This is a genomic window from Algiphilus sp. (assembly GCF_023145115.1).
Taxonomy (GTDB): Bacteria; Pseudomonadota; Gammaproteobacteria; order Nevskiales; family Nevskiaceae; genus Algiphilus.
On sequence record NZ_JAGLEJ010000043.1, the window covers coordinates 1 to 25789 of the forward strand.

A 25789-nucleotide genomic window follows, 5' to 3' on the forward strand; every position below is an offset into this window, starting at 1 on the left:
CTTCTGCGGGGTGCGCTCTTTTGGCAACTTTTCTGTCGCAAAACAGAAAAGTTGCCCGCGCCGGTCGAGCGGCATCATTCGGTAGCACTGAGGTTCCGAGGCGCGGAACCCGGGAGCACGACCGGGTCAACGAGGAGGGCTGTAGCACCGAGGCACGGAATCCGCGAGCGCGAACGAGTCAACGAGAAAGCGAGACGCGCCGCGGTCGCGACACCAGCGGGCAGGTCACTCAGTGACCCGTAAACCCCTCACGACAACGCCCGCACCGCCCGCGCCGCAGCCGCCGCCCGGTTGTCCACCTCCAGCTTCTCGAACACCTGCTCCAGATGCTTGTTCACGGTCCTCGGGCTGATGTCGAGTATGGCGCTGATCTCGCGATTGGCCTTGCCGCGGCTGATCCAGAGCAGGACTTCGGCCTCGCGGCGGGTGAGCTGGAGCAGTTCCTGCAGCATGGCTTCCTCGCGGCCGGGGCTGAGGTCGTGGATGCGGAACAGGAACTCGTTGTCGCCGGTGGCGCTGATGAAGGTGAACTCCAGACGGCGGTCGTCGATGTTGAGAAAGAAGGCGCTCTGCGTCGCCGGCGGTTCGCGGCAGACGCGCGCGAGCCGCTCGGACGCGATGTCGGGGAAGTGCGGGGCCTCGACCTGCTCGATGGCGAAGACATCGGCGAGCAGCTGCTCGGCGCGCGGCGTGCACCACAGCGGCTGGCCGTCGCCGTCCACCGCCAGCAGGAAGCGGCCGGTGGCGTCGAGCGCCATCTGCGAGCCGTGCGCGACGCGCGCGTTGGCGAGATGCACGCGGATGCGGGCCAGCAGTTCCTCGACCACGATCGGCTTGGTGACGTAGTCGACCCCGCCGGCCTTGAGTCCCTCCAGCACGTGCTCGGTATCGCCGAGGCCGGTCATGAAGACCACCGGGACATGCTGCAGGCCCTTGTCCTGCTTCAGCTGCCGGCAGGTCTCGAAGCCGTCGATGCCGGGCATCATCGCGTCCATCAGGATGAGATGCGGGGTGATCTGGTCGACCAGTTCCAGGCAGCTGGCGCCGTCGGTGGCGATCAGCACGGTGACGCCGGCACCCTCCAGCGTGTCGGTGAGGAAGCTGAGCGTGTCCGGGGCATCGTCCACCACCAGCACGATGTCGCGTCGCTTCGGAGCGTCAGCCATGGTGCTTCGCCGCTTCCAGCAGGGCGAGGAAGCCCTTGAGGTCGTAGTCGGCCAGATGGCCGCGCAGGCGCGCCGCGAAGGCGGCGGTGCCGGGATGTTCGGCCTCCATGGCGCGCAGCTGGGCCTCGATGCCGCGCATGTAGCCGATGCGGCCCAGCTGCTCGAGCGCATCGAGAAAATGCACGGCCTCGGCCCCCGGGGGTTCGGCGGCGTCGGCGCCTTCCGTTGTCGCGTCCGTTTCGGTCGGCTGGTGGCGCCACTGCAGTGCGAGCAGTTCGCCGAGCCGTTCCAGCAGCAGGTCGATGTCGATGGGCTTCATGACGAAGGCGTCGTGTACCGCGTCGGGGCCCCCGCCGACGTGGCTGTCGTGGGCATTGGCCGAGACCATCATGATGCGCAGACCGGGCAGCGCCAGCGCGCGCAGCGCGGCCGCCAGTTCCCAGCCGTCCATCCCGGGCATGGCGATGTCGAGCATGGCCAGGTCGGGCTTGAGCTCGCGCGCGATCTGCAGCGCCGAGGCGGCCTCGCCCGCCTCGACGAGATCGAAGTCCAGCGGCTCCAGCAGGCTGCGCGCCAGCTCGCGGTGCGCCGGATTGTCGTCGACCAGCAGGATGCGTCGGCGCGGTCCCTCGTAGCCGACGACCTGCCGGCGCTGGGCACGCTCGTCGCGCGCTCCGCAGGCGGCCGGCAGCCGGATGCGCACCGTGAAGGTGCTGCCTTCGCCCGGCTGGCTGCGCACCAGGATCTCGCCGCCCATGATCTGCACCAGCACCCGCGTGATGGCGAGGCCGAGCCCGGCTCCGGGCAGTGCGCGCGCGCCCGGCATGCCGCCGCGCTCGAAGGGCTCGAAGATGCTCTCGACATCATCGGCGCGGATGCCCATGCCGGAATCGCTGATGCGGAACTCGGCGACCTCGCTGCTCGGGTAGTGCACGCGCAGGCCGACCTCGCCGCGCTCGGTGTACTTGATGGCGTTGGACAGCAGATTGATGAGGATCTGGCGCAGCCGCTTCTGGTCGGTGTAGACCGTGGCCGGCAGCTCGTCGGGCTGCTCGAAGCGGAAGTCGATGCCCTTGGCGACCGCCTGCACGCGGAACATGTCAGCGATCTGCTCCAGCAGCTCGCGGATCGGCACGGTGTCGCGGCTCAGCCGCGCCACCCCGCTCTCGATGCGCGAGATGTCGAGCAGGCCCTCCACCAGATTCGACAGGTGCTCGGCGCTGCGCCGGATGACGCGCACCGCGTTCCTGCCGGTGAGCTGCGGGTCGCGCTCCAACAGCTGGGCGTAGCCGAAGATGGCGTTGAGCGGCGAGCGGATCTCGTGGCTGATGCCGACGACGTAGCGGCTCTTGGCCTCGTTGGCCGCCTCGGCCGCTTCCTTGGCCTGCTGCAGCGCGGTGTCGGTGCGCTCGTGGGCGGCGATCTCGTCCATCAGCATGCTGGTCTGGCGCTCCGACTCGCTTTCCGCCGCGCGCCGGCTCTCGTGGGCCAGGACCATCAGCCAGGCGGCGATGCCGAAGGGCACCAGCAGGCTGAAGAACACCACCCACAGCGTGGTGCGGATGGTCGCCGCCGATTCCGGCGCCACCGCCGAGTACTGCATGTAGATCATCGACAGCAGATAGCCGGTGGCGAAGATGAACAGCGCCAGGATGCCGACGAAGTGGCCGATGCTGCCGTGCACCGAATGCGCCGCGCCGGTCGGCAGCAGGCGGCGCAGCGCCGCCGTGATCTGCTCGTTGAAGCGGCTGTTGGTCTTGCAGAGGTCGTTGCAGCGCGTCTCCAGCGTGCAGCACAGCGAGCAGATCGGCCCGGCGTAGGCCGGACAGAACGCCACGTCCGGTCCCTCGAAGGCGTTCTCGCAGATCGAGCAGCGCACCTCGCCGTTGTGGCTCTCGAGCGTCTCCGGGGTGCGCGCGATGTAGTAGCGGCCGCGCGTGGCGATCGCGATCAGCGGCGTGGCCACGAAGGCCACCCCCAGCCCGATGAAGGGTGCCAGCGCCTGCGCCAGCGCGCCGAAGGCACCGACCAGCGCCAGGGTCGAGAACACGATGGACAGCGCCAGCGCCCCCACACCCACCGGGTTGATGTCGTAGAGATGCGCGCGCTTGAACTCGATGCCCTTCGGGCTGTAGCCGAGCGGCTTGTTGATCACCAGATCCGCGGCCAGCGCGCCGATCCAGGCCACCGCGAGATTGGCGTAGAGCACCAGCACGTTCTCGATGACGGTCAGCACGCCCACCAGCATGAGCAGCAATGCCAGCACGACGTTGAACACCAGCCACACCACGCGTCCGGGATGGGCGTGAGTCAGGCGCGAGAAGAAGTTCGACCAGGCGATCGAGCCGGCGTAGCCGTTGGTGACGTTGATCTTGAGCTGGCACACCACGACGAAGACGCCGGTCAGCAGCAGGGCGATGCCGGGGTTCTCGACCATGCGCGAGAACACCGCCAGGAACATGCCCGTGGGCTCCTCGGCGGCGGCGCGCGGCACGCCGTGCTCGATGGCGAAGAACACCAGGAAGGAGCCGGCCAGCAGCTTGAGCCCGCCCGGCACCACCCAGCCCGGCCCGGAGGTCAGCAGCGCCACCCACCAGCGCGTGCGGCCGGTGCGCTCGCGGTCGGGCAGGAAGCGCAGGTAGTCGGCCTGCTCGCCGATCTGCGGCAGCAGTGCCAGCAGGATCGACGACGCCGAGGCCAGGCCCATCAGATCGATGCCGCCGTCGGGGTTGCCGCGCTCGCCGGTGAACTGCGTCCACGCCGCCAGCTCGGGGCCGGCATGCATCGCCAGGAAGATCAGCGGCGCGATCTGCAGGACGACCCAGATCGGCTGGGTGGCCAGCTGCATGCGGCTGATGAAGCGGATGCCGTAGATCGCGATCGGGATCACCAGCAGCGCGCTGATGATGTGGCCCAGCCACAGCGGAATGCCGAACACCGCCTGCAGCGCCACCGACATGATGCTGGCCTCCACCGCCAGCAGCAGGAAGGTGAAGCAGGCGTAGATCAGCGAGGTGATGGTCGAGCCCATGTAGCCGAAGCCCGCGCCGCGGGTGAGCAGATCGATGTCGAGCCCGTAGCGCGCCGCGAAGTAGGCGATGGGCAGGCCGATGAAGAACATCAGCCCGCACACCAGCCCGATGGCGGTGGCGGCATTGGCGAAGCCGAAGGCCAGCGTCAGGGTCCCGCCGATGGCCTCGCAGGCGAGGAAAGCGATCGAGCCCATCGCGGTATTGGCGATGCGCCACGCCGACCAGCGCCGCGCCTTCTGCGCGGTGAAGCGCAGCGCGTAGTCCTCGAGGGTCTGGCTGTTGGCCCACTTGTTGTACTGCCGCCGCTCGCGGACGATGCGTTGCCGGGCGGCGGTCATGGCTGCGTTGCGCTTCGTGCGGGCAAGGCGAAGGGAACCACGGATTTCGCGGATTCACGCAGATTGCCTTCCGGTAGACGGTGCAGTGCCGGTGCGCGCGCGTCGTTCGCGAGAAGACGAGCAACCAATCCCCGCAATCCGTGAAATCTGTGGTTCTTCCTTCCCACGGTCGGGCGCCTAGGTTGAATCCGCCACGGCCAGCCCGCCGGCGCGGACGATGAAGTCGGCGATCTCCTGCAGCCCCTGCTGCTCCTTGAGGTTGCTGAACACGAAGGGGCGCTCGCCGCGCATGCGGCGGGCGTCACGGTCCATGACCTCGAGCGAGGCGCCGACCAGCGGCGCGAGATCGATCTTGTTGATCACCAGCAGGTCCGAACGCGTGATGCCGGGGCCGCCCTTGCGCGGGATCTTGTCGCCGGCCGAGACGTCGATGACGTAGATGGTGATATCGGCGAGCTCGGGACTGAAGGTGGCAGCGAGGTTGTCGCCGCCGCTCTCGATGAAGATCAGCTCCAGGCCCGGGAAGCGCGCGTGCATGTCGGCAACCGCCGCGAGATTGATGCTGGCGTCCTCGCGGATGGCGGTGTGCGGGCAGCCGCCGGTCTCTACGCCGGCGATGCGCTCGGCGGCCAGTGCCCCCGAACGGGTGAGGAACTCGGCGTCCTCGCGCGTGTAGATGTCGTTGGTGATGGCGGCGAGATCAAAGTGCGGCCCCATCAGGCGGCAGAGGCGCTCGGTGAGCGCGGTCTTGCCGGAGCCGACCGGGCCGCCGATGCCGACGCGCAGCGGGCCGTTGCCCGGCGCGGGCGGATTCGCGGATGGGTTCATGGGCAGGTTCATGAGCGGAAGAGCCTCGTGTACTGGGTTTCGTGGTGCATGGCGCAGAGCTCCAGCGCCGGGGCGCTGGTGGCGAGGTCGTCGAGCCCGGCGCGGCGTGCGGCCACCGCGATGGCGTCGATGCTCGCCGCCAGGCGCGCGGTGGCGATCTGGCCGTCGGTCTGGCCGAGCGGGATCAGGCGCACGCCGGCCGACACCAGATTGGCGGCCAGCGCGTGCAGATAGGCGTTGAGCGCGGCGTCGAGCGCGACGCCGTGGGCGCCGGCGGCCAGCGCCATCACCACGGCGTGCGCCACCGGTCGCCCGGCGTGGCGCTCGGCGAAGGCGTCGAGCGCCGGGTGCGGCCAAGCGCGCCGCGTGATGTCGAGGAAGGCGCGGCCCTGCTGGTGACTCTCCAGCGCGGTCTCGGCAGAGCCGCGGAAGGCGGCGGCGAGCTCGGCGACGGCGTCGAGCGCTTCGGGCTGCTCCGCGGCAGCGTGGGCGTGCGCGAAGCAGACCGCGTCGACCCAGCCGCCGCCGCGGCGCATGACGGCGTCCACGTAGGCCTGCAGGCCGGCCGCGTCGCGGACCGCGCCCGCCTCCACCGCCCATTCCAGCCCGTGGCTGTAGCTGAAGGCCCCGGTCGGGTAGGACGGCGAGCTCCAGGCCAGCAGCATGTGCAGGTCCGCGGTATCGCGCGCCGCGGCCGGCTGCGCGGCTTCGCCGGGCGGGAGTGCCTGCCGCTCAGGCGTGGGCATGGGCATGATCGTGATGGTGATGTCCGCCCGCGTACGCGCCGGCCTCGGGCGTGAACGGGCACGTCACGGTCTCCACTGTGGCGCCGAGGCCGCGCAGCATCGCGACGATGACCGCGTCATCGCGGATCAGGATGTGGTCGGCAGCCAGTTCGGCGGGGAGATGACGGTTGCCGATGTGCCACGCCAGTCGCATCAGCGCGACGCCGTCGGCGGCGCTCACACGCACGAGCGCCTCCGGTGCGGCGCGCACCATTATGGTGCGTCCATCGTCGAGCTGCAGGCCGTCGCCGTCGCGCAGCAGCACCGTGCGCGGCAGGTCGAGCAGGAAGGCGGTGCCGCCGGCGGCTTGGTAGTGGAAGCGCCGTCGGTGGCGCTGCTCGTAGTCGAGGGTCAGCGTGTCGGCGGTGGACTCGGCCGGCCAGTGGCCCGCGGGGAGGACGGTGGTGGCGCGCGGGCTCATGTCAGAACAGGAAGTAGCGCTGCGCCATGGGCAGCTCGGTGGCGGGTTCGCAGACCAGCAGCTCGCCGTCGGCCCGCACCTCGTAGGTTTCGGGGTCGACGTCGATGTCGGGCGTGGCATCGTTGAGGTGCATGTCCGCCTTGCCGATGGCGCGCGTGTTGCGCACCGCGGCCACCGGGCGCGTCAGGCCGAGCTTCTCGGCGATGCTGTCCTCGACCGCCGCTCCGCTGACGAAGTGCAGCGCCGATGGTGCGCAGGCGCGGCCCATGGCCCCGAACATGGGCTGGTAGTGCACCGGCTGCGGCGTGGAGATGCTGGCATTGGGGTCGCCCATCGGCGCCGTGGCGATGCTGCCGCCCTTGAGCACCAGGTCCGGCTTGACCCCGAAGAAGGCCGGCGACCACACCACCAGATCGGCGAGCTTGCCGACTTCCACCGAGCCCACGTGATCGCTGAAGCCGTGGGCGACGGCCGGATTGATGGTGACCTTGGCGATGTAGCGCCGCGCGCGCAGGTTGTCGGCCTCGCCGTCGTCGCCGGGGAGGCTGCCGCGCTGGCGCTTCATCTTGTCGGCGGTCTGCCAGCACCGGATCAGCGTCTCGCCGACGCGCCCCATGGCCTGACTGTCGGAGGCCATCATCGAGAAGGCGCCGAGGTCGTGGAGGATGTCCTCGGCGGCGATGGTCTCCTTGCGGATGCGGCTTTCGGCGAAGGCCACGTCCTCGGGAATGCGCGGGTCGAGGTGATGGCAGACCATGAGCATGTCGAGATGCTCGTCGACGGTATTCACCGTGTAGGGGCGCGTGGGGTTGGTGCTCGACGGCAGCACGTTGCTCTGGCCGCACACGCGGATGATGTCCGGCGCGTGGCCGCCGCCGGCGCCCTCGGTGTGGAAGGCGTGGATGGTGCGGCCCTTGAAGGCGGCGATGGTGCTCTCGACGAAGCCGGCCTCGTTGAGCGTGTCCGAGTGCAGGATCGCCTGGATGTCCATGGCATCCGCGATGCCCAGGCAGCAGTCGATGGCTGCCGGCGTCGAGCCCCAGTCCTCGTGCAGCTTGAGCCCGCAGGCGCCGGCGCGGATCTGTTCCTCCAGCGCCTGCGGACGGCTGCTGTTGCCCTTGCCGAAGAAGCCGATGTTCATCGGGTAGGCCTCGGCCGCCTGCAGCATGCGGCCGATGTGCCAGGGGCCGGGCGTGCAGGTGGTGGCCAGCGTGCCGTGCGCGGGGCCGGTGCCGCCGCCCAGCATGGTGGTGACGCCCGAGCACAGCGCGTGCTCGATCTGCTGTGGGCAGATGAAGTGGATGTGCGGGTCGACCGCGCCGGCGGTGACGATCTTGCCCTCGCCGGCGACGATCTCGGTGCCCGGGCCGATGACGATGTCGACGCCCGGCTGGGTGTCCGGATTGCCGGCCTTGCCGATGGCGCTGATGCGGCCGTCGCGGATGCCGATGTCGGCCTTGATCACGCCCCAGTGGTCGAGGATGACGGCGTTGGTAATGACGGTGTCGGCGGTGCCCTCGGCGCGCGTGACCTGGCTCTGGCCCATGCCGTCGCGGATGACCTTGCCGCCGCCGAACTTGACCTCCTCGCCGTGGATGGTGCGGTCCTCCTCGACGCGGATGAGCAGCGTCGAGTCGGCCAGACGGATGCGGTCGCCAACGGTGGGGCCGTACATGCCGGCGTAGGCGGCGCGGTCGATGGTGAAGGCCATGTCAGCAGCCCTCCGTGGTGTCGAGCGCGCCCATGACCTCGCCGCGGAAACCGATCACCGTGCGCGCGCCGGCGAAGGCCACCAGCGTGACCTCGCGCGTCTGCCCCGGCTCGAAGCGCACCGCCGAGCCGGCCGGTATGTCGAGCCGCATGCCGCGCGCGGCGTCGCGGTCGAAGACCAGCCCCGGATTGGCTTCGGCGAAGTGGTAGTGGCTGCCCACCTGCACCGGCCGGTCGCCGCTGTTGGCGACTTCCAGCGTCACGGTCGGGCGGTCGGCGTTGAGCACGATGTCGTCGGGCTGCGTCAGGATCTCGCCGGGAATCATCTCCATGGTTTGTGGGCTCCGTTGAATGGGCACCGGAGGGTGCTTACAGAACGTAGCGAGCGAAGGCAGGTCGGCCGCCGCCGGAGCACAGGGAGCGCAGTGTATGAATCGATACATGAGCTTCCGAGCACCGCCGGCGGCCGAGATGCCGAGCGCAGTAGTTCTGTGAGCACCCTCTCATCGGATCGGGTTGTGGACGGTCACCAGCTTGGTGCCGTCGGGAAAGGTGGCCTCGACCTGGATGTCGTGGATCATCTCGGGAACGCCCTCCATGACCTGGTCGCGGCCGATCACCTGGGCGCCGGCCTGCATCAGGTCGGCGACGCTGCGGCCGTCGCGCGCGCCCTCGACGACGAAGTCGGTGATCAGCGCCACCGCCTCGGGGTGATTGAGCCGGACGCCGCGCTCCAGCCGGCGGCGCGCCACCATGGCGGCGGTGGCCACTAGCAGCTTGTCCTTCTCGCGGGGGGTCAGGTTCATGCGCCGGAACTCCTGCCGCGCAGCGGCGCCGACGGGGTGAGGGCGGGTAATCGGGGCAGATCGTTCATGGGATGTACTCGCACGGGATCAGGGTCAGCAGTGCCAGACGCGGGGCAGCTCGGGCATAAGGCCGGCGGCGGCAGCGCGCAGCGCCGCGCCCAGCGCCATCACCGCGCGTCGGACCGGGGGCTCGGCGCCCATCAGCCGCGTTACCAGAACCCCGTCGATGCAGGTGGCGGCGCCGTCGCAGCCGGCATCGGCGATCAGCGGGCGGACCCGGTCGCGCATGGCGGCGGCGTCGTCGCCGACGTAGATCAGCGTGGCCAGTGCACGCGCGCCGTCCAGTCCGAAGGCCGGCGGCGTCGGCGCCAGATCGGTCTCGGCGAAGCGCTGGCCGTCGGCCCAGACCAGGCGGCCGCCGCGCCGGATGCGCCAGGCGTCGTGCAGCAGGCCGCGGCGCATGGTCTCGCCCATGGCGCTGCGGCCGAACACCGCGCTCTCGATGGCGAGCAGCCGTCCGCCGGGCGCGACATCGGCCTCGACGCGGCGGTGCAGACGGGCGCCGTCGAAGAGGATGGTCTCCTGCGCCAGCCATTCGGCCCAGGCGGCATCGTCGACGGTGATCGCGACGTCGACGCGCGCGGGGGGCTCGTCCGGCAGCGCGCGGTAGATCTTCTCGGCGGCCTGCGTGCTCAGCGTGGCGCGCGCGCCGCTGCCCACCGCGAAGCGCACGTGCACGCGGTCGCCGCCGGTGAGGCCGCCGGTGGTGGTCAGCAGCACGGCCTGTGGCGGCTCGCCGGCCGCGCTGCGCGGAAAGAGCACGCGGCAGGGCGCACGCTGGTACAGATCGTCGAGGCGCGTGACGCCGTCGGCGCGGGCGTCGAATGCCACGCGGGCGCTGCCGTCCGCGCGCTGCGCGGTCGCTGTGCGTGCCGCTGGCGCGCCGCCGGGGCGCATCGGTACGGCGATGGTGGTCATGGTGCGAGGGCAGTCCGTGTTGGCGCGCAGGCGCGGTCTCCGCCGGCCCTACGAATCAAGATCCGTGCCAAATTGGTGCATGGATCTCGCAGTGTGCCGCGCGCAGTGGCGGGCATCTGTACGTCAAATGCCCCATGGCGGCGCGCGCGGTGCTACCGGAGACTGCCGATGCGGGTCGTTGCGGGCAGCCACCGCTCCGGTCGGCGGTATCGACCGCGGCGGATCGCGACGGCGCGCCGCCGGTGAATGCCTCTCCAGGTGGTCGCGGGCCGCTGGTGCAGGGCCCGCTTCATCGTCTCAGGCGTCCTGTCCGCTGCCGTCGTCATCGTCGCCGCCAACCGCAAAGGCGTCGCTGAAGCGGTTCGCGAGCAGGCAGAAGAGCTCCGCCGTGCGCTCGGCGTCATAGAGCGCGGAGTGGGCCTCGTCGGCGCTGTAGGGCAGCCCGGCGGCCTCCAGGGACCGGCTCAGCACGGTCTGGCCGAGCGCGGCACCGGCCAGCGTCACGGTATCGAACACCGAGAACGGGTGGAACGGGCTGCGCTTGTAGCCGGTGCGCGCGATGGCGGCGTTGAGGAAGCCGAGGTCGAAGTGGGCGTTGTGGCCGACCAGGATGGCGCGGCGGCAGCCCAGCTCCGATACCGCGCGGCGGATGGGGCGGAACACGCGGTCCAGCGCCTCGCGCTCGGGCACGGCCATGCGCAGCGGGTTGTCGACCTTGATGCCGTTGACCGCCAGCGCGGCCGATTCGATGTTGGCGCCGGCGAAGGGCTCGACGTGAACCGCCAGCGACTCGCGCTGCACCACCCGCCCGTCCGGCTCCACCGAGAGGATCACCGCCCCCACCTCGAGCAGCGCGTCGGTCTGCGCGTTGAAGCCGCCGGTTTCGACGTCGACGACCACGGGCAGGAAGCCGCGGAATCGGCGCGCGATGACACGGTTCTCGGAGGCGGGCATGGGCTGCGGGAGGCGAACGGGCCTGAGACTCTATCACCGCCTCTATAATGTGCGGCTTCATCCCCACGCCCCGATTCCCATGAGCGCCATCCGCAAGGTCGTGCTGGCCTACTCCGGCGGTCTCGACACCTCCGTCATTCTCAAGTGGCTGGCCGACACCTACGGCTGCGAGGTGGTGACCTTCACCGCCGACCTCGGCCAGAACGAGGATCTGTCGCACGTGCGCGGCAAGGCCGAGGCGCTCGGCGTCAGGGAGATCTACGTCGAGGATCTGCGCGAGCGCTTCGTGCGCGACTACGTGTTCCCGATGTTCCGCGCCAACGCCGTCTACGAGGGCGAGTACCTGCTCGGCACCTCGATCGCGCGTCCGCTGATCGCGCGGCGGCTGGCCGAGATCGCGCAGGAGACCGGTGCCGATGCCATCGCGCACGGCGCCACCGGCAAGGGCAACGATCAGGTCCGCTTCGAGCTCGGCGTGGCCGCGCTGGCACCGGATCTCCACATCATCGCGCCATGGCGCGAGTGGGATCTCAACTCGCGCGAGCGCCTGCTCGCCTATGCGGCCGAGCACGGCATCGCCGTCGAGAAGAAGAAGGGCGGCGGCTCGCCCTACTCGATGGACGCCAACGCGCTGCACATCTCCTACGAGGGCGGCGGTCTGGAGGATCCGGACTGGACGGCCGAGGCCGACATGTGGCGCTGGACGGTGTCGCCCGAGGACGCCCCCGATGCCGCGGAGGTCATCACCCTGGACTTCGAGAGCGGCGACCCGGTCGCGCTCAACGGCCAGACCATGAGCCCGCACGCGTTGCTGGAGGCGCTCAACGCGCTCGGCGGCCGTCACGGCATCGGGCGCCAGGACCTGGTCGAGAACCGCTACGTCGGCATCAAGTCGCGCGGCTGCTACGAGACCCCCGGCGGCACCATCCTGCTCAAGGCGCACCGGGCCATCGAGTCGCTGACGCTGGATCGCGAGGCGGCGCATCTCAAGGACGAGCTGATGCCGCGCTACGCCGAGCTGATCTACAACGGCTACTGGTGGAGCCCGGAGCGCGAGATGCTGCAGGCCGCCATCGACGCGTCGCAGCAGCAGGTGGGCGGGCGCGTGCGCCTCAAGCTGTACAAGGGCAACGTCATCGTCGAGGGGCGCAGCTCCAGCGCTTCGCTGTTCGACCCCAGGCTCTCGACCTTCGAGGATGACGAGGGTGCCTACGACCAGAAGGATGCGGAAGGCTTCATCCGGCTCAACGCACTGCGGTTGCGGGCCGTAGCCAAGCGTCAGTGACGTCCCGGCGCACTCACCCTGCGGGTTTCGCGCACCGAGGGGCGCATCCCGGAGGTGATCGGGCCGGAAAGCTGACAAAAGGTAGCTGTTGACGGATGCTGCGCTTCGCACGGGGGTGCGGGTGCCGCTAACCTGACCATCCAGCGTTCCAGCGGCTTCACTGTGCAACAGTCCAGAGATTCCACCGCCCGTGCGCGATCGCGCGGGAACGGGGCTGCATTGATCACGGATGCCTTTGCCGCCCGGCCGCGCGTGCGCGACTGGGGCGCGGTCGTGCGCAACGTCGCATTGATGGCGTTGCTGACGCTGACCACGGCCACGATCATCCACGCGCTGTTCGGCAGCGTCGCGCTGATGACGGCGATGGCCCTGTCGGTCGCATACGCGGTCGTGGTCGGCGGGGCCGTGGCCGGGCTGCTGTGCGCTCTCGGCGTGCTAGCGCTGCTGATGGTCGTGCGCTTTGCGCCGGACTCGCTGGCGGCCCTGGTCGGGCCCGCGGTGCAGACCGTCGTCCTCGAGGTCCTGGCGTGCGTGGTGGTGCTCCTGCTGGCACTGGCCGTGGAGCTGCGCCGACAGCTCGCCGAGCGCGTACGCATCGCCTGCGAACAGGAGCTGCGGCAGGCCGGTGTCATGCAGGCGGTACTGGATGGTCTCGGACCGCAGATGTTCGTCGGCCTGCTGACCACCGACGGCGCCCTGGTCGAGATCAACGATTCGCTCGCGACCGTGTCCGGCGTGCCGCGCGAGCAGCTGATCGGTGCCCGCATCGATCGTGCGCAGTGGTGGGAGGACGAGACGGCGCGCGAGACCGTGGCCGACGCCGTGCGCCGCGCCGCGGCGGGGGAGACGCTCCGCTTCGACATCCGCGCCCGTGCCGCGCACGGGACCATCTGGGCCGACTTCGCGATCCGGCCGCTGCACGATGCCGACGGGAACATCGACTACCTGGTGGCCTCCGCGCTCGACATCACCGAGCGCCGCGCCTCGGAGAGCGCCCAACGGGCGATGTTCGAGGCCGTGCCCACGGCCCTGCTGCTGGTCGACCGCGAGGGGCGCATCGCCATGGCCAACGAGCAGGCCGGTCGCCTGCTCGGCTACGCACGCAGCGCGCTCATCGGCAGCGCCATCGACCGCCTGGTGCCCCCGGAGTCGGTGGCCCGGCACCCGAATCTGATTGCCGGCTACTTCGCCGACCCCAGCGCGCGCCTGATGGGGGGTGGACGCGACCTCGAGCTGGTGCGCGCGGACGGGCACCGCCTGCCGGTGGAGATCGGTCTCAACCCGCTGCCCGTCGAGCACGGTCGCTACGCCATCGCCGCGATCTCGGACATCTCCGACCGGCGCAAGGCGCAGCGGGCGCTGGAGAGCTTCGCTGCCAAGCTCGAGCACGAGGTTGCCGAGCGCACCGGGCAGCTGCAGGCCTCGAATGATCGCTGGAAGCGCCACAACGCCCAGCTCCAGCAGGTCGGCGAACTGGTTTCCCGTCTGCCCACCTGTGCCAGCGAGGCCGATCTCGGCGAGACCATCGCGGCCTACATGCCGGCGCTTTTCCCGTATTCCAGTGGTGCGCTCTACATCGAGACCGACCGGGCATGGCTGCGCCAGTCGCGCTGGGGCAGCGACGAGGCCGCCGACGCCGGGCCGGAGGCAGGACTTCCCGAGACGCTGAGCGACGGACTCGCGCACGCCTCGCGACCGGCCGACACCGCAGCCGGCGGGGTGCAGTTCGATGTGCCCCTGATGAGCGCCGAAGGCCCCGTCGGCTGGCTGCGCTGCCGGTTGCCGCCGGGGGTGACCACCGCCAGCGCGGGCACCATGGAAGAGGCCGAGATCCTGCTCGCGCGCATCTGCGAGAACCTCGCGCTGAGCATCGCCAACCTCCGTCTGCGACGGACGCTCGAGGAACAAGCTACCTGCGATCCGCTCACCCAGCTCTACAATCGCCGCTATCTCGATACCGTCGGGGCCCAGATGGTCGCCGCCGCGTCACGGCACGGTCGGCCACTGGCAGTGCTCACTGCCGACATCGATCACTTCAAGCGCGTCAACGACAGCCATGGTCACGAGGCCGGCGACCAGGTGCTGCGCCGCCTCGCCGCGGTCCTGCGCGCGGAGTTGCGCAGTTCCGATCTGCCCTGTCGGCACGGCGGCGAGGAGTTCGTCATCGTGCTGCCGGAAAGTGATGCCGCCGCCGCCCGCGACTGCGCGGAGCGCATCCGCCGGCGGGTTGCGGCTGCCGATCTGGTGGCCGGCATCGCACCGGTCACGGTATCGCTGGGAGTGGCGGTGCTGCCCGATCACGGCGTCTCGCTCGGTGCGCTGGTCGCCGCTGCCGACGACGCCATGTACGAGGCCAAGCGGGCGGGCCGCAATCGCGTGGTGGTGGCGGGCGAGACGGCCGCGTCCTAGGTCCTAGCGCGCCAGCATGACGCCGACGCTCAGACGCGTGACCACCCGGTCGTAGTCGATCAGCGATTCGCCGTAGCCGTGCCAGAGGCGGATCGCGTAGAAGAAGGTCTGACTGCTGTTGGGTCGTGTCCAGGTCACCGACGCGGCGCCGTGGCCGGTGGCCGGGTTGCCGCGCAGCATCACCGTGAGCTGCTGCTGCTCGCCGATCTGGCGCGCGTAGTGCAGCTCGCCGTAGCCGAGGTAGTCCTGGATGTCGGGATTGTCATCCCCGCCGGCGTCCTCCGGGTCGCGTCGGGCGCGCTCGGGAATCCGCCACCAGCCCTTGAGGTAGTACAGCGACTTGCCGCGCGGCAGGAAGAGGGCGCCGTAGATGCGGTTCCAGGAGCGCGACAGCGGCAGGTCGCGGCCGTTGGACTCGTGCTCGATGCCCGCGTCGATGCCCAGCTCGGGCAGCTGCTCCCACTGCGGCTCCCAGCGATAGAACAGCTCCGGGTTGAAGTTGGTCTCGCGGAACGGTCGCGAGTCGTCCTCGTTGTACAGCTGCCAGAAGGATTTCTGCGTATAGCCGAAATAGACACTGGTACCGAGCAGCCGGTGCTTGGCACTGAACTGGAACACGAATTCGGTCTCGGTGCCCTTGTACGACGGGCTGTAGGTCGCGGGGAACACGTAGATCGGCTTGTGCAGCGACAGTCCGCGCGCGCTGGAGATCAGCGACCATTCCTCACTGCGCACGTTGAATCCGTAGGCTCCCTCGCCGCTGTCACCGAGAGCGGGTGCGGCGTCTCCCGGCGTGTCCCGCTCCGCGAGGTCCACGGGCGCTTCGGCGGCGTGCAGGGGCAGGGAAGACAGCAGAGCGCATGCGCAGAGCATGGCCGGCGCGAGCCGGTGCGGTGGCCGGAGCGGCATGGGGTTACGGGGGCGGACTCGGAGCGGGACGTCCAGTGTAGTGCAGCACCACTGCCGCTATAGTGCGGATCGGGTCCGGGGAGGTGTCGTGGAAGAGACTCATCTGCTCGCGTACGGCGTGGTCGCGCTGGTGTGTTGCGGCATGGGCGTGGTGTTCTACGTCGCCGATCGCGCCACACCCAGCAGCCGAGCGCTGGCGCTGGCCTTCGACTGCATCGGCGCCGGGCTCTTCCTCAACGCCGTGCTGCCCGAGCTGGTGCCGGTGCCCGCCATCATCACGCGCTTCTTCGGACTCCTGGAGATGCTCGCCGGTGCCGCGCTGCTGCAGTGGGTGCTGTACGTGCGTCGCACCCTGCCCAGCGCCGACTTCCACACCGCGAGCGGCGACACGCTGGTGCGCTGGGGCCAGCTGGCCTGCGTCGTCTACGGTGTGCTCGCGGTCACCGCACCCGAGGCGCGCTCGACCCACTTCCTCAACGCGGTGAGCACCGGGGTGGAGCTCGCGTCGCCCTGGTTCTGGCTGTTCGCGACGCCGCTGCTGTTCGCGTCGCTCGCCGGCACCGCGTCATTGCTGCTGCTGCTCAACCGGCGGCCGGATCCGGTCGAGCGGCGGCGCGTGGTGGCCATGCTGCTGGCCATTCCGCTGCTGGCGGTGAGCATCGCGCTGCCGCCCTCCTACGCGCCGCTGACGCTGGTGCTCGGCACCATGGTGTTCCTGGTGGGCGCCGTGCAGTACCACGTCGAGCAGGGGCGCCGCGGCGAGTTCATGGCGCAGTTCCTGTCGCCCCAGGTGGCCGATCTGGTGCGCCGGCGCGGCCTGGAGGGCGCCACCGCACCGGCGCGCATGACGATCAGCGTGGTCTGCGTCGATCTGCGCGGCTTCACGGCGGTCACCGCCGAGACCGATTCGCACACGGTGCTGGCGGTGCTTCGCCGCTACTACGGCGAGATCGGCCGCATCGCCGCACGTTTCGGCGGCACCATCAAGGATCAGGCGGGCGACGGGGTGCTGATCCTGGTGGGAGCGCCGGTGCCGGACCCCCGGCATCGGCAGCATGCGCTGGCGATGGCGCGTGCCATCCGGGAGACCGGTGCCGACCTGAGTCGCGAATGGCGTTCCCAGGGGCTGGCGCTCGGCGTGGGCGTCGGCGTGGCGAGCGGAATGGTGACGGTAGGGCTGATCGGCGAGGGCGCGCGCCGCGAATACACCGCCGTCGGCACGCCGGTGAATCTCGCGGCGCGGCTGTGCGCGAGCGCGGACGACGGCGACGTCCTGCTGGCGCCGGACATGGACATCGAAGCCGCAGGCGGGCCGGCATCGCGCCTCCCGGAAGCGCTGACGCTCAAGGGACTACCCGAACCGGTGACGCCGCTGCGCCTGCAGTAGCCGCCTCCGCGGCCCGCGTTCAGCGGTCCAGCGCGTCCAGCACCAGCTCGGTGCCGAGGATCTGCGGCAGCACCTGCGGCTCGGCCTCGCCGTGATAGACCACGTAGAGCGGCACACCGTTGCGCCCGAATCCGGCGAGCGCTTCGGTGATGCGCGGGTCGCTGCGTGTCCAGTCCGCCTTCAGATAGTGGACCCCGTCCGCCGCCAGCGCGTCGCGCACCGCGTCGCGCGACAGCACCGTGCGTTCGTTGGCGAGGCAGGTGATGCACCAGTCCGCGGTGAAGTTGACGAACACGGTGTCGCCGGCCGCGCGCAGTTCGGCGAGCCGCTCCGGTGACCAGCTCTCGAAGGACTCCGAGCCGGTGGCGACCGCGGTCGCCCCGGTGCGCATGGCCGGGGTCGCGAGCAGCGCCGCGGCGCCGGCGAGCGCCGCGACCCGCAGCGCCAGCACGAGCCTGTGCGGCCGGTGCCAGAGCCAGGCCGCGAAGGCCACCAGCACCAGCCCGACCATCACCGCCAGCAGCGCTTCGCTGCCGGCCTGCCGCGACAGCACCCAGAGCAGCCAGGCCACCGAGAGATACAGCGGGAAGGCCATGGCCTGCTTGAAGTGCTCCATCCACGCGCCCGGCCTGGGCAGCAGGCGCGCCAGGGTCGGTATCAGGCCGATGAGCAGGAAGGGGGAGGCCAGTCCGAGGCCGAGCGCGGCGAAGATCGCCAGCGCGATGATCGCCGGCTGCGTCACCGCGAAGCCCAGCGCCGTGCCCATCATCGGTGCCGTGCACGGACTGGCCACGATCACGGCGAGCACGCCGGTGGCGAAGGAGCCGCTCAGGCCCTGGCGCTCGGTGAGGCTCTGCCCGAGCCCCATGACGCGCGTGCCCAGCATGAACACGCCCGACAGCGACAGGCCGAAGGCGAAGAACAGGTACGCGAGCACGCCGATGACCACCGGCGACTGCAGCTGGAAGCCCCAGCCCAGCGCCGCGCCGCCGGCGCGCAGGCCGAGCAGCAGGCCGGCGGCCGCCAGGCAGGTGGCCACCACGCCGGCGGTGTAGACGAGTCCGTGCAGGCGCTGGTGGGCGCGGCTCTCGCCGCGCGCCGACAGCACGCTCAGCGCCTTGATGGCCAGCACCGGGAAGACGCAGGGCATGAGGTTCAGCAGCAGTCCGCCGCCGAAGGCCAGCGCCAGCATGGTGGCGAGGCCGGGCCCGCCGCCGGCCGCGGGCTCGCCGCTGCCGCTCGCGGATCCGTCCCCGTGGGCAGGCGCGGCGGCATCAGGCGCGTCGTAGTCGCCGGAGGCGGCGTCTGCGGCGTCGGCCGGCGGCGCCGGTACCGCGCCGGCCTGCGCGGTGACCCGCCAGGCGCGCGCGCCGTCGGCGGTATCGGCGACCAGCACCCAGTCGCTTTCGGCGGGCAGGCGCTCGAAGTAGGGATTCTCGGCCTGCTCCAGCCACAGCGTGTTCCCGCGGCGCGTGACGCCCTGCGGCGCCGAGTGGTGCAGCAGCTCGATGGCGACCGGGAAGACCGTGAAGCGCGCGTCGCGCAGGGCGGCGAGATCCGGAAGCTGCACCTGCAGCCGGATGGCGCCGTCGTCGTGCGTCGCCGTGGCCGGCCAGTCCGCGGGCTCCGGCACGCGCGAGGCGGCGCGCTCGAAGTCGGGCGCCCACACCGGATCGATGTCCGCCGGACCGGATGCCGTGGGGACCTCGAGCGACAGCGTCGCCGACTCGGGAACACAGATGTCGCTGCAGATCAGCCAGTCGGCCTGCGCCTGCAGCGTCACCGGCTCGCCCACCGGCCAGTCGGCCGGCAGCTGCACGTCGACGAGATGCATCGTCTCGTCGCCGTAGCCGTAGTTGACGATGTCGGCAAGGCGGTAGGTCGCCGGCCACGGCCACTGGATGGGGCCGACCTCCACACCTTCGGGCAGGGTCCACTCGAGGGTCGTGGGCAGGCCCGAGTCGCCCGGATTGCGCCAGTAGGTGTGCCAGCCCGGATCCGGTCGCAGGCGCAGCGCCACCCGGAACGCGGTGCCGGGCACCGCATGGTCGCGCTGGCTGTGCAGCTCGGCCTCGGCGTGGTCGGTGCGCGTCGGCTCGGCGTGTCCGGTGGCAGCGACCAGCAGCGCGGTCAGCGCGATGAGCAGTCGGTACGATGAGCGCATTCGTGAATCGGTAACGGCGATGGTGCGGAATGGCCGGGCAACGGGTGCATGGACGCACGAAAGCGGCGCCGGGTTCCCGACGCGGGCGGTGCGGGTGGCATTATGCCTCACGGCGGCGTTGTTGACAGATGTCACATATGCCGATCCGCTGCGCTGCCCCGACGGCATCGTCGACCGCGGCGACCGTGGCCACGAGGTCCGCGCCCGGTGCGCGCAGCCCGATCACATCGAGTCGTGGGAGGCGGCACCACCGCTGGCGGCCGGCGCGGTGTGGTTCTACAACTTCGGTTCCTCCCGCCTGCTGCGCGTGCTGCGTTTCCGCGGTGATCGGCTGGTCGCCATCGGGTCCGACGGTTACGGCTTCACCCCGCCGGCGCGCGCGGACTGCCGGCCCGGAGCGGCGCAGCGCGGTTGGTCCGCCTACCGGCTCGTGGCCTACTGCGGGTCGCCCGACAGCCGCGAAGTGGTGGGCAATCTGCTGGTGCCCGCCCGTCCGTTGAGCGGCATGGGCAGCACGCGTTCGGGACAGCGGGCTGTGCATCGCCAGCGATGGCGCTACGATTTCGGTCCTCGTCATTTCGTGCGGGAGTACACCCTTGATAACGCCGTCATCACCGATGTGCGCACGCTGGATCGCGGCAGCTAGCCTGCCGGCGCTGGCGCTGCTCCTGCAGGCCTGTGCCGGCGACCCCAAGCTGATCCGGTCGGACGGCGAGCTCGCCGCCTGCGACGGGCGGCACTGCGTGTCCTCCCAGGCCGACAATCCCGAGTACCACGTCCCGCCCATGCGCTATGCCGGCAGCTCGCGCTCGGCGCGCGAGCGCTTGGTGCGCTTCATCCAGGCGCAGGACGACAGCGAGGTCGTCACCAACAGCGACTGCTACGTGCACGCCGTCTTCCAGGGCGGCGTCATCCGCGGACCGGACGATCTCGAGCTCTGGTTCTGCAGTCGGCCGGGCTACATCGAGGTGCGCTCGGCGAGCCGCTCGGGGCTGCAGCTGTCCGATGACAACCGCGAGCGCGTGCAGTCCCTGCGCGACGCGCTGTCGATCGATGCGGACCGTTCGCTGAACCAGTAGCGCGGCGCCGGCGGCGTGTCCAGCCCGATCGAGCCCTGCCCGGTGGCGCGGGCATAATCAGGCTCCCTTTCCGAACCCGCTCCGACGCCATGGCCGACAACGACGATCAGCAGACGCCCCCGCCCGCGAAGAAGACCGCCCGCAAGCGCACCGCTGCCGGCAAGAAGGCGGCCCGCAAGACCGCGACTGCCGGCAAGGCAGCGAAGAAGGCCGCCGGCAAGCGCGCGGCTACCAAGGGCGGCGCGAAGAAGGCCGCACCGCGCAAGCAGGCGGCCCGCAAGGTCTCCGCGGAACGTGCAGGCGAACGCACCTACGACTTCGTCCTGCTCGGTGCCACCGGCTATACCGGCGGCCTCACCGCGGCCTATCTGGCCGCGAGCGCGCCGGCCGGGGCGCGCTGGGCCATCGCCGGGCGCGACCGCGGCAGGCTCGAGGCGGTACGCGCGGATCTGGCCCGGCATCATTCGGCGGCAGCGGCCCCGGGCATCATCGAGGCCGACATCGGCGACGCCGAGAGCATGCGCGCGCTGGCCGCGTCCACGCGCGTGCTGGCGACCACGGTGGGGCCCTACGTGCGCTACGGCGAGCCGGTGGTGGCCGCCTGCGCGCTCTCGGGGACGCACTACCTCGATCTCACCGGCGAGCCCGAGTTCGTGGACACCATGTGGCTGCGCTACCACGACATGGCGCTGGATTCCGGCGCGAAGCTGATCCACTGCTGCGGCTTCGACAGCATCCCGCACGATCTCGGCGCGCTGTTCACCGCGCAGCAGCTCCCTGAGGAGGCGCCGAAGCGCATCGACGGCTTCGTGCGCGCCGGCGGCACCTTCTCGGCGGGTACCTATCACTCGGCCCTGCTGGCGTTCTCGCGCCTGCGCCAGGCGCGTGCGGCGCATCGCGAGCGGCGCGGGCGCGAGCCGGTGACCAGCGCGCGTCGGGTCGGCGGCGGCTCGGCGCGGCCGCATTTCGACAAGCGCCTGGATACCTGGGTGCTGCCCTTCCCGAGCGTCGATCCGCAGATCGTCATGCGCTCGGCGCGCGCGCTCTCGGTGTACGGCCCGTCGTTCCGCTACGGGCACTACATCCAGGTGCGGACGCTGCGCAACGTGCTGATGCTGGCCGGCGGCGCCGGTGCGCTGCTCGCCGGTGCGCAGGTACCGCCGCTGCGCCGCTGGCTGATGGCCCGCAAGTCCTCGGGCGAGGGGCCCAGCGAGGCGCAGCGCGAGCGCGGATGGTTCCGCGTGCGCTTCTTCGGCGAGGGCGGTGGCCGCTCGGTGATCGTGGACGTCACCGGCGGCGATCCCGGTTACGGCGAGACCGCGCGGATGCTCGGCGAGTCGGTGCTGTGCACGGCCTTCGACGCGCTCCCCGATCGCGCCGGGCAGCTCACGCCGGCGGTGGCGATGGGCGATGCGCTGCGCCGGCGGCTCGATGCCATCGGCATCCGTTTCTCGGTGGTGGAGTCGCGCTGAGCATGGCCGCGCGCTGGCTGCTCGGCATCGGCGCACTGGTGTTTCTGGCGCTGGGCGCCAACGGGCTGGTGAATCCGGTCGGGCATCTGGCGCCCTACGATCTGGCGCTGCGTTCACCGGCGTGGCTGGGCGAAGTACGCGCCAACTACGGCGGCATGCACCTCGGCATCGGGCTGCTGCTCGCGTTCGGCGCCTGGCTGCCGGACTGGCGGCGCACGGGGCTGGCGGTCATGCTGGTCTTTCTCGGCGGACTCGCGGCGGGACGCACGCTGTCGGTGATCGTGGACGGTGTGCCGCCCGGCTTCGTGTTCGCTTTCATCGCCATCGAATGGCTGGGCGCGGCCGCCGCGCTCGTTCTTCTGCGGAGGCAGCTATGACCAGTCCCTGGATGCTTATCGGCGCGGTCTACGGACTGCTCGGTGTCGCGGCCGGCGCCTTCGGCGCGCACGCGCTGCGCGGCCGGCTCCCGGAGGACATGCTGGCGATCTTCCGCACCGCGGTGGAGTACCAGTTCTGGCACGTCGCGGCGCTGCTGGGGATCGGGCTGCTGGCGCGTCACTCCGCCGGTGCATGGCTGACCGCGTCCGGCGTGGCCTTCACGCTGGGGGTGCTGGTCTTCTCCGGCAGCCTCTACGTGCTGGCGCTGTCCGGCGTGCGCGTGTGGGGCGCCGTCACGCCGATCGGCGGCGTCGGCCTGATCGCGGGCTGGCTGTGTCTGATCGTCCACCTGCTGCGTTCGTGAATCCGGAATCGGCGGTCGCCGGGAACCGTCGCCGCGCGCGCACGGTCGATGGATCCATGAACGATCGATGGCCAACGAGGAGATCCGCATGCAGAGACGGCACGTCCTGGCGGCGCTGGGCGCCGCACTGCCCGTGGGCATGCTGAGCATGCGACTGGGCGCCTACACGCGCGAGGAGAAGGATTACTGGAAGTCGGTGCTCGATGCCGACGCCTATCGCATCCTTGTCGAGGAGGGCACCGAGCGCGCCGGCAGCTCGCCGCTCAACGCCGAGAAGCGCGCCGGCACCTACACCTGCGCCGCCTGCTTCCTGCCGCTGTTCGACGCCGGCACCAAGTACGAGAGCGGCACCGGCTGGCCCAGCTTCTACGACACGCTGCCCGATGCGGTGGCCACCAAGCGCGACTTCAAGCTGATCATCCCGCGCACCGAGTATCACTGCGCGCGCTGCGGCGGGCATCAGGGGCACGTCTTCGAGGACGGCCCCGAACCCACCGGACTGCGTTACTGCAACAACGGGCTGGCGCTGCATTTCGTGCCGGAGGGCGAGTCGCTGCCCGACGCGCGCCTGCCGGACGGAGCGGCCGCATGACGGCACGTGCATGGCTGGCCGGCCTGCTGCTGGCGACGGGTACCGCGATGGCCGCCGACGACGCGGACCCCGGCGGCGAGGTGGCCTACTTCGCGGGCGGCTGCTTCTGGTGCACCGAGGCCGACTTCGAGAAGCTCGACGGCGTCACCGAAGCGGTGTCGGGCTACATGGGCGGCGATGTCCCCGATCCCACCTACAAGCAGGTCAGCCGCGGCGGCACCGGGCACACCGAGGCGGTGCGCGTGCACTACGACCCCGAGCGCATCAGCTACGCGCAGCTGGTGGCCTTCCACTGGCGCAACATCGATCCCACCGTCGCCGACCGGCAGTTCTGCGATCGCGGCAGCCAGTACCGCGCCGGCATCTACTATCGCGACGACGCCGAGAAGGCGATCGCCGAGGCCAGCCTGGAGCAGGTGGAGGCGCGCTTCGACGAGGTCCGCACCGAGATCGCGCCGGCCACCACGTTCTACGAGGCCGAGGCCTATCATCAGGACTACGCGGACCGGAACAGCATCCGCTACAAGATCTACCGCTTCAACTGCGGGCGCGACGATCGGCTGGAGAAGCTCTGGGGCGACGAGGCCGGCAAGCTGCCCGACGACGCGTGAGACCGGCGCTGACACCGCCCGCGTGCGGTGTGACAATGCATCGCTCGTCCCCGCCTTGCGCCGCCAGCCCTTGACCGAACCCCGTCCGCTGCTTCTCGCCTCGCGCTCGCCGCGCAGACGCACCATGCTCGCCGAGCTCGGCTTCGACTTCTCGGTGGGCTCCGCCGACATCGACGAAACCCCGCTGCCGGGCGAGGGCGGCGATGCCTTCGCCGCGCGCATGGCGCGCGGCAAGGCGCTGGCGGTGGCCGCCGACTGCCCGGGGCATCTGGTGCTGTCGGCCGACACCGATGTCGCGCTCGACGGTCGCATCCTCGGCAAGCCGCGCGATCGCGACCACGCCATCGCCATGCTGGCGGCACTGTCGGATCGCACCCATCACGTCCACAGCGCGGTGGCGGTGGCCGACGGCGGCGGCGAACCGGTGCTGGTGCAGACCGTGACCGCGGTGCGCTTCGCGCGCGTGGCGCCGGACGAGGCCGCGCACTACTGGGACACCGGCGAGCCCGCCGACAAGGCCGGCGGCTACGCCATCCAGGGATTCGCCGCGCGCTGGGTGCGCGAGGTGCACGGCAGCGTCAGCGCGGTCATCGGGCTGCCGCTGGTGGAGACGGTCGAGCTGCTGGCGCGCTTCGGTGTGCAGCCGCGTGCGGAAGCGGCGTGAGCACCGAGATCCTGGTCAACATCGCGCCGCAGGAGACGCGCGTGGCGCTGGTGGAGAGCGGCGTGGTGCAGGAAGCCTACGTCCAGCGCGCGCTGCGCCACGGGCTGGTGGGCAATCTCTACGTCGGTCAGGTGCAGCGCGTGCTGCCCGGCATGCAGGCGGCCTTCATCGACATCGGCCTGGAGCGGACCGGCTTCCTGCACGCCTCCGACATGGTGCGTCTCAACGAGACCGGTGACGCCGCGCTGCCGCAGATCGGCGCGCTGCTGCAGGAGGGTCAGCGGGTGCTGGTGCAGGTGCTCAAGGACCCGCTCGGCAGCAAGGGCGCGCGCCTCACCACGCTGCCCTCGATTCCGTCGCGCTATCTGGTGCTGCTGCCCTTCGACCAGCACGTCGGCGTCTCCGCGCGCATCGAGGACGACGGCGAGCGCGAGCGGCTGCGCGAGGTGGTCGGGCGGCTCAGCGCCGAGCTGGCGCCCGGCTACGGCGTCATCGTGCGCACCGCCGGCGAGGGTGCCAGCGAGGATCAGCTGGCGCAGGATCTGCGCTTCCTCAGCAAGCTCTGGCAGGCGATCAGCGAGCAGGCGGCGGGCGCGCCCCCGCGCACGCTGGTGCACGGCGATCTGCCGCTGTCGATGCGCATCCTCCGCGACCTGCTCGGTGTCGATGTCGATCGCGTGCGCGTCGACAGCGCCGAGGAATGCGCGCGCCTCAGGAGCTTCACGCAGACCTTCATCCCCGACGCGGTGCACATCATCGAGCACTACGACGGCGCCGCGCCGATCTTCGACCTGTTCGGCGTCGAGGATGACCTCAACCGCGCGCTCGACCGGCGCGTGCCGCTCAAGTCGGGCGGCCATCTGGTCATCGACCAGACCGAGGCGATGACCACGGTCGACGTCAACACCGGCGCCTACACCGGCCACCGCAATCTCGAGGAGACCGCGCTCAAGACCAATCTCGAGGCAGCGCAGGCGATCGCGCGCCAGCTCCGGCTACGCAATCTCGGCGGCATCATCATCATCGACTTCATCGACATGGAGCACGCCGCGCATCGCGAGCAGATCTCGCGCCTGCTCGAGCGCTGCCTGGCGCGCGACCCGGCGCGCACGGTGGTGTGCCCGGTGTCGCCGCTGGGGCTCGTGGAGATGACCCGCAAGCGCACCCGCGAATCGCTCGGCCACATCCTGTGCGAACCGTGCGCGGCCTGCGAGGGGCGCGGCTACGTCAAGACCGTGGAAACCGTCTGCTACGAGATCTTCCGCGAGATCCAGCGCTCGGCGCGCCAGTTCGAGGCGCAGGCCTTCCTGGTGATCGCCGCGCCGCCGGTGGTCGACCGACTGCGCGACGAGCTCTCCGTGGGCATGGCCGAGCTCGAGGAGCAGCTGGCGCGACCGGTGCGCCTGCAGACCGAGACCGGCTATCTGCAGGACACCTTCGACGTCGTGCCGCTGTGA

24 protein-coding genes are annotated in these 25789 nt (G+C 70.8%); 12 read left to right on the top strand and 12 right to left on the bottom strand.

Annotated elements, in window-relative coordinates:
- Nucleotides 1-248 precede the first annotated feature (248 nt).
- From KAH28_RS15080 to rnt, 10 genes are all read right to left on the bottom strand, one after another.
- Nucleotides 249-1166, bottom strand: a complete 918-nt coding sequence (locus KAH28_RS15080; protein WP_290578007.1) for a response regulator — start codon at nt 1164-1166, stop codon at nt 249-251.
- Nucleotides 1159-4536 carry an ATP-binding protein gene (locus KAH28_RS15085; RefSeq protein WP_290578009.1) on the bottom strand — a complete coding sequence of 1126 codons (3378 nt, stop codon included), beginning with the start codon at nt 4534-4536 and terminating at the stop codon, nt 1159-1161. The genes KAH28_RS15080 and KAH28_RS15085 overlap by 8 nt, the downstream gene beginning before the upstream one ends.
- Nucleotides 4537-4713: 177 nt before the next feature.
- Nucleotides 4714-5364 carry an urease accessory protein UreG gene (gene ureG, locus KAH28_RS15090; RefSeq protein WP_290578011.1) on the bottom strand — a complete coding sequence of 217 codons (651 nt, stop codon included), beginning with the start codon at nt 5362-5364 and terminating at the stop codon, nt 4714-4716.
- Nucleotides 5365-5372: 8 nt separating this feature from the next.
- Nucleotides 5373-6029, bottom strand: coding sequence for an urease accessory protein UreF (locus KAH28_RS15095; protein ID WP_366918207.1), 657 nt, complete (start codon nt 6027-6029; stop codon nt 5373-5375).
- Nucleotides 6030-6096: 67 nt separating this feature from the next.
- Nucleotides 6097-6570: an urease accessory protein UreE gene (ureE, locus tag KAH28_RS15100; protein ID WP_290578015.1), complete on the bottom strand. Its 474-nt coding sequence runs from the start codon at nt 6568-6570 to the stop codon at nt 6097-6099.
- Between the two features lies 1 nt (nt 6571).
- Nucleotides 6572-8281, bottom strand: coding sequence for an urease subunit alpha (locus KAH28_RS15105; RefSeq protein ID WP_290578017.1), 1710 nt, complete (start codon nt 8279-8281; stop codon nt 6572-6574).
- Between the two features lies 1 nt (nt 8282).
- Complete coding sequence (locus KAH28_RS15110) at nt 8283-8606, bottom strand: urease subunit beta (protein ID WP_290578120.1); 324 nt, start codon at nt 8604-8606, stop codon at nt 8283-8285.
- Between the two features lie 177 nt (nt 8607-8783).
- Nucleotides 8784-9086 (bottom strand): urease subunit gamma, encoded by a 303-nt coding sequence (locus tag KAH28_RS15115; RefSeq protein WP_290578019.1) that lies wholly within the window; start codon nt 9084-9086, stop codon nt 8784-8786.
- A gap of 93 nt (nt 9087-9179) precedes the next feature.
- The gene (locus tag KAH28_RS15120; RefSeq protein WP_290578021.1) at nt 9180-10064 is read right to left on the bottom strand and encodes an urease accessory protein UreD; all 885 of its coding nucleotides are present in this window, start codon (nt 10062-10064) and stop codon (nt 9180-9182) included.
- A 297-nt stretch (nt 10065-10361) separates the two neighbouring features.
- Entirely contained in the window at nt 10362-11018 is a 657-nt protein-coding gene (gene rnt / locus KAH28_RS15125) for a ribonuclease T (protein ID WP_290578023.1), read from the bottom strand.
- A gap of 79 nt (nt 11019-11097) precedes the next feature.
- Here rnt and KAH28_RS15130 point away from each other — a divergent pair, with 79 nt between their 5' ends.
- Entirely contained in the window at nt 11098-12303 is a 1206-nt protein-coding gene (locus tag KAH28_RS15130; RefSeq protein WP_290578025.1) for an argininosuccinate synthase, read from the top strand.
- A 219-nt stretch (nt 12304-12522) separates the two neighbouring features.
- Nucleotides 12523-14712 carry a diguanylate cyclase gene (locus tag KAH28_RS15135; protein ID WP_290578027.1) on the top strand — a complete coding sequence of 730 codons (2190 nt, stop codon included), beginning with the start codon at nt 12523-12525 and terminating at the stop codon, nt 14710-14712.
- Nucleotides 14713-14715: 3 nt separating this feature from the next.
- On the opposite strand, the gene KAH28_RS15140 is transcribed toward KAH28_RS15135, so the two are convergent.
- Entirely contained in the window at nt 14716-15528 is an 813-nt protein-coding gene (locus KAH28_RS15140) for a phospholipase A (protein WP_290578029.1), read from the bottom strand.
- A gap of 181 nt (nt 15529-15709) precedes the next feature.
- Between KAH28_RS15140 and KAH28_RS15145 the strand changes: the two genes are divergently transcribed.
- Nucleotides 15710-17008: an adenylate/guanylate cyclase domain-containing protein gene (locus KAH28_RS15145; protein WP_290578030.1), complete on the top strand. Its 1299-nt coding sequence runs from the start codon at nt 15710-15712 to the stop codon at nt 17006-17008.
- A gap of 19 nt (nt 17009-17027) precedes the next feature.
- Here KAH28_RS15145 and KAH28_RS15150 read toward each other — a convergent pair whose 3' ends face one another.
- Complete coding sequence (locus KAH28_RS15150) at nt 17028-19172, bottom strand: protein-disulfide reductase DsbD domain-containing protein (RefSeq protein ID WP_290578032.1); 2145 nt, start codon at nt 19170-19172, stop codon at nt 17028-17030.
- Nucleotides 19173-19293: 121 nt separating this feature from the next.
- Here KAH28_RS15150 and KAH28_RS15155 point away from each other — a divergent pair, with 121 nt between their 5' ends.
- The 9 genes from KAH28_RS15155 (at nt 19294) to rng (ending at nt 25789) form a co-directional block, all read left to right on the top strand.
- The gene (locus KAH28_RS15155) at nt 19294-19818 is read left to right on the top strand and encodes a DUF2845 domain-containing protein (protein WP_290578034.1); all 525 of its coding nucleotides are present in this window, start codon (nt 19294-19296) and stop codon (nt 19816-19818) included.
- Nucleotides 19790-20251, top strand: coding sequence for a DUF1499 domain-containing protein (locus KAH28_RS15160; protein WP_290578036.1), 462 nt, complete (start codon nt 19790-19792; stop codon nt 20249-20251). The genes KAH28_RS15155 and KAH28_RS15160 overlap by 29 nt, the downstream gene beginning before the upstream one ends.
- Before the next feature lie 89 nt (nt 20252-20340).
- Nucleotides 20341-21723 carry a saccharopine dehydrogenase NADP-binding domain-containing protein gene (locus KAH28_RS15165; RefSeq protein ID WP_290578038.1) on the top strand — a complete coding sequence of 461 codons (1383 nt, stop codon included), beginning with the start codon at nt 20341-20343 and terminating at the stop codon, nt 21721-21723.
- Nucleotides 21724-21725: 2 nt separating this feature from the next.
- Nucleotides 21726-22100: a DUF4345 domain-containing protein gene (locus KAH28_RS15170; RefSeq protein WP_290578040.1), complete on the top strand. Its 375-nt coding sequence runs from the start codon at nt 21726-21728 to the stop codon at nt 22098-22100.
- Nucleotides 22097-22465 (top strand): DUF423 domain-containing protein, encoded by a 369-nt coding sequence (locus tag KAH28_RS15175; RefSeq protein WP_290578042.1) that lies wholly within the window; start codon nt 22097-22099, stop codon nt 22463-22465. Before KAH28_RS15170 ends, KAH28_RS15175 begins: the two co-directional genes overlap by 4 nt.
- Before the next feature lie 88 nt (nt 22466-22553).
- Nucleotides 22554-23057: a peptide-methionine (R)-S-oxide reductase MsrB gene (msrB, locus tag KAH28_RS15180; RefSeq protein ID WP_290578044.1), complete on the top strand. Its 504-nt coding sequence runs from the start codon at nt 22554-22556 to the stop codon at nt 23055-23057.
- Nucleotides 23054-23668: a peptide-methionine (S)-S-oxide reductase MsrA gene (msrA, locus tag KAH28_RS15185; RefSeq protein WP_290578046.1), complete on the top strand. Its 615-nt coding sequence runs from the start codon at nt 23054-23056 to the stop codon at nt 23666-23668. Before msrB ends, msrA begins: the two co-directional genes overlap by 4 nt.
- 70 nt (nt 23669-23738) lie before the next feature.
- Nucleotides 23739-24332, top strand: coding sequence for a nucleoside triphosphate pyrophosphatase (locus KAH28_RS15190; protein WP_290578048.1), 594 nt, complete (start codon nt 23739-23741; stop codon nt 24330-24332).
- Nucleotides 24329-25789 carry a ribonuclease G gene (gene rng, locus KAH28_RS15195; protein ID WP_290578050.1) on the top strand — a complete coding sequence of 487 codons (1461 nt, stop codon included), beginning with the start codon at nt 24329-24331 and terminating at the stop codon, nt 25787-25789. Before KAH28_RS15190 ends, rng begins: the two co-directional genes overlap by 4 nt.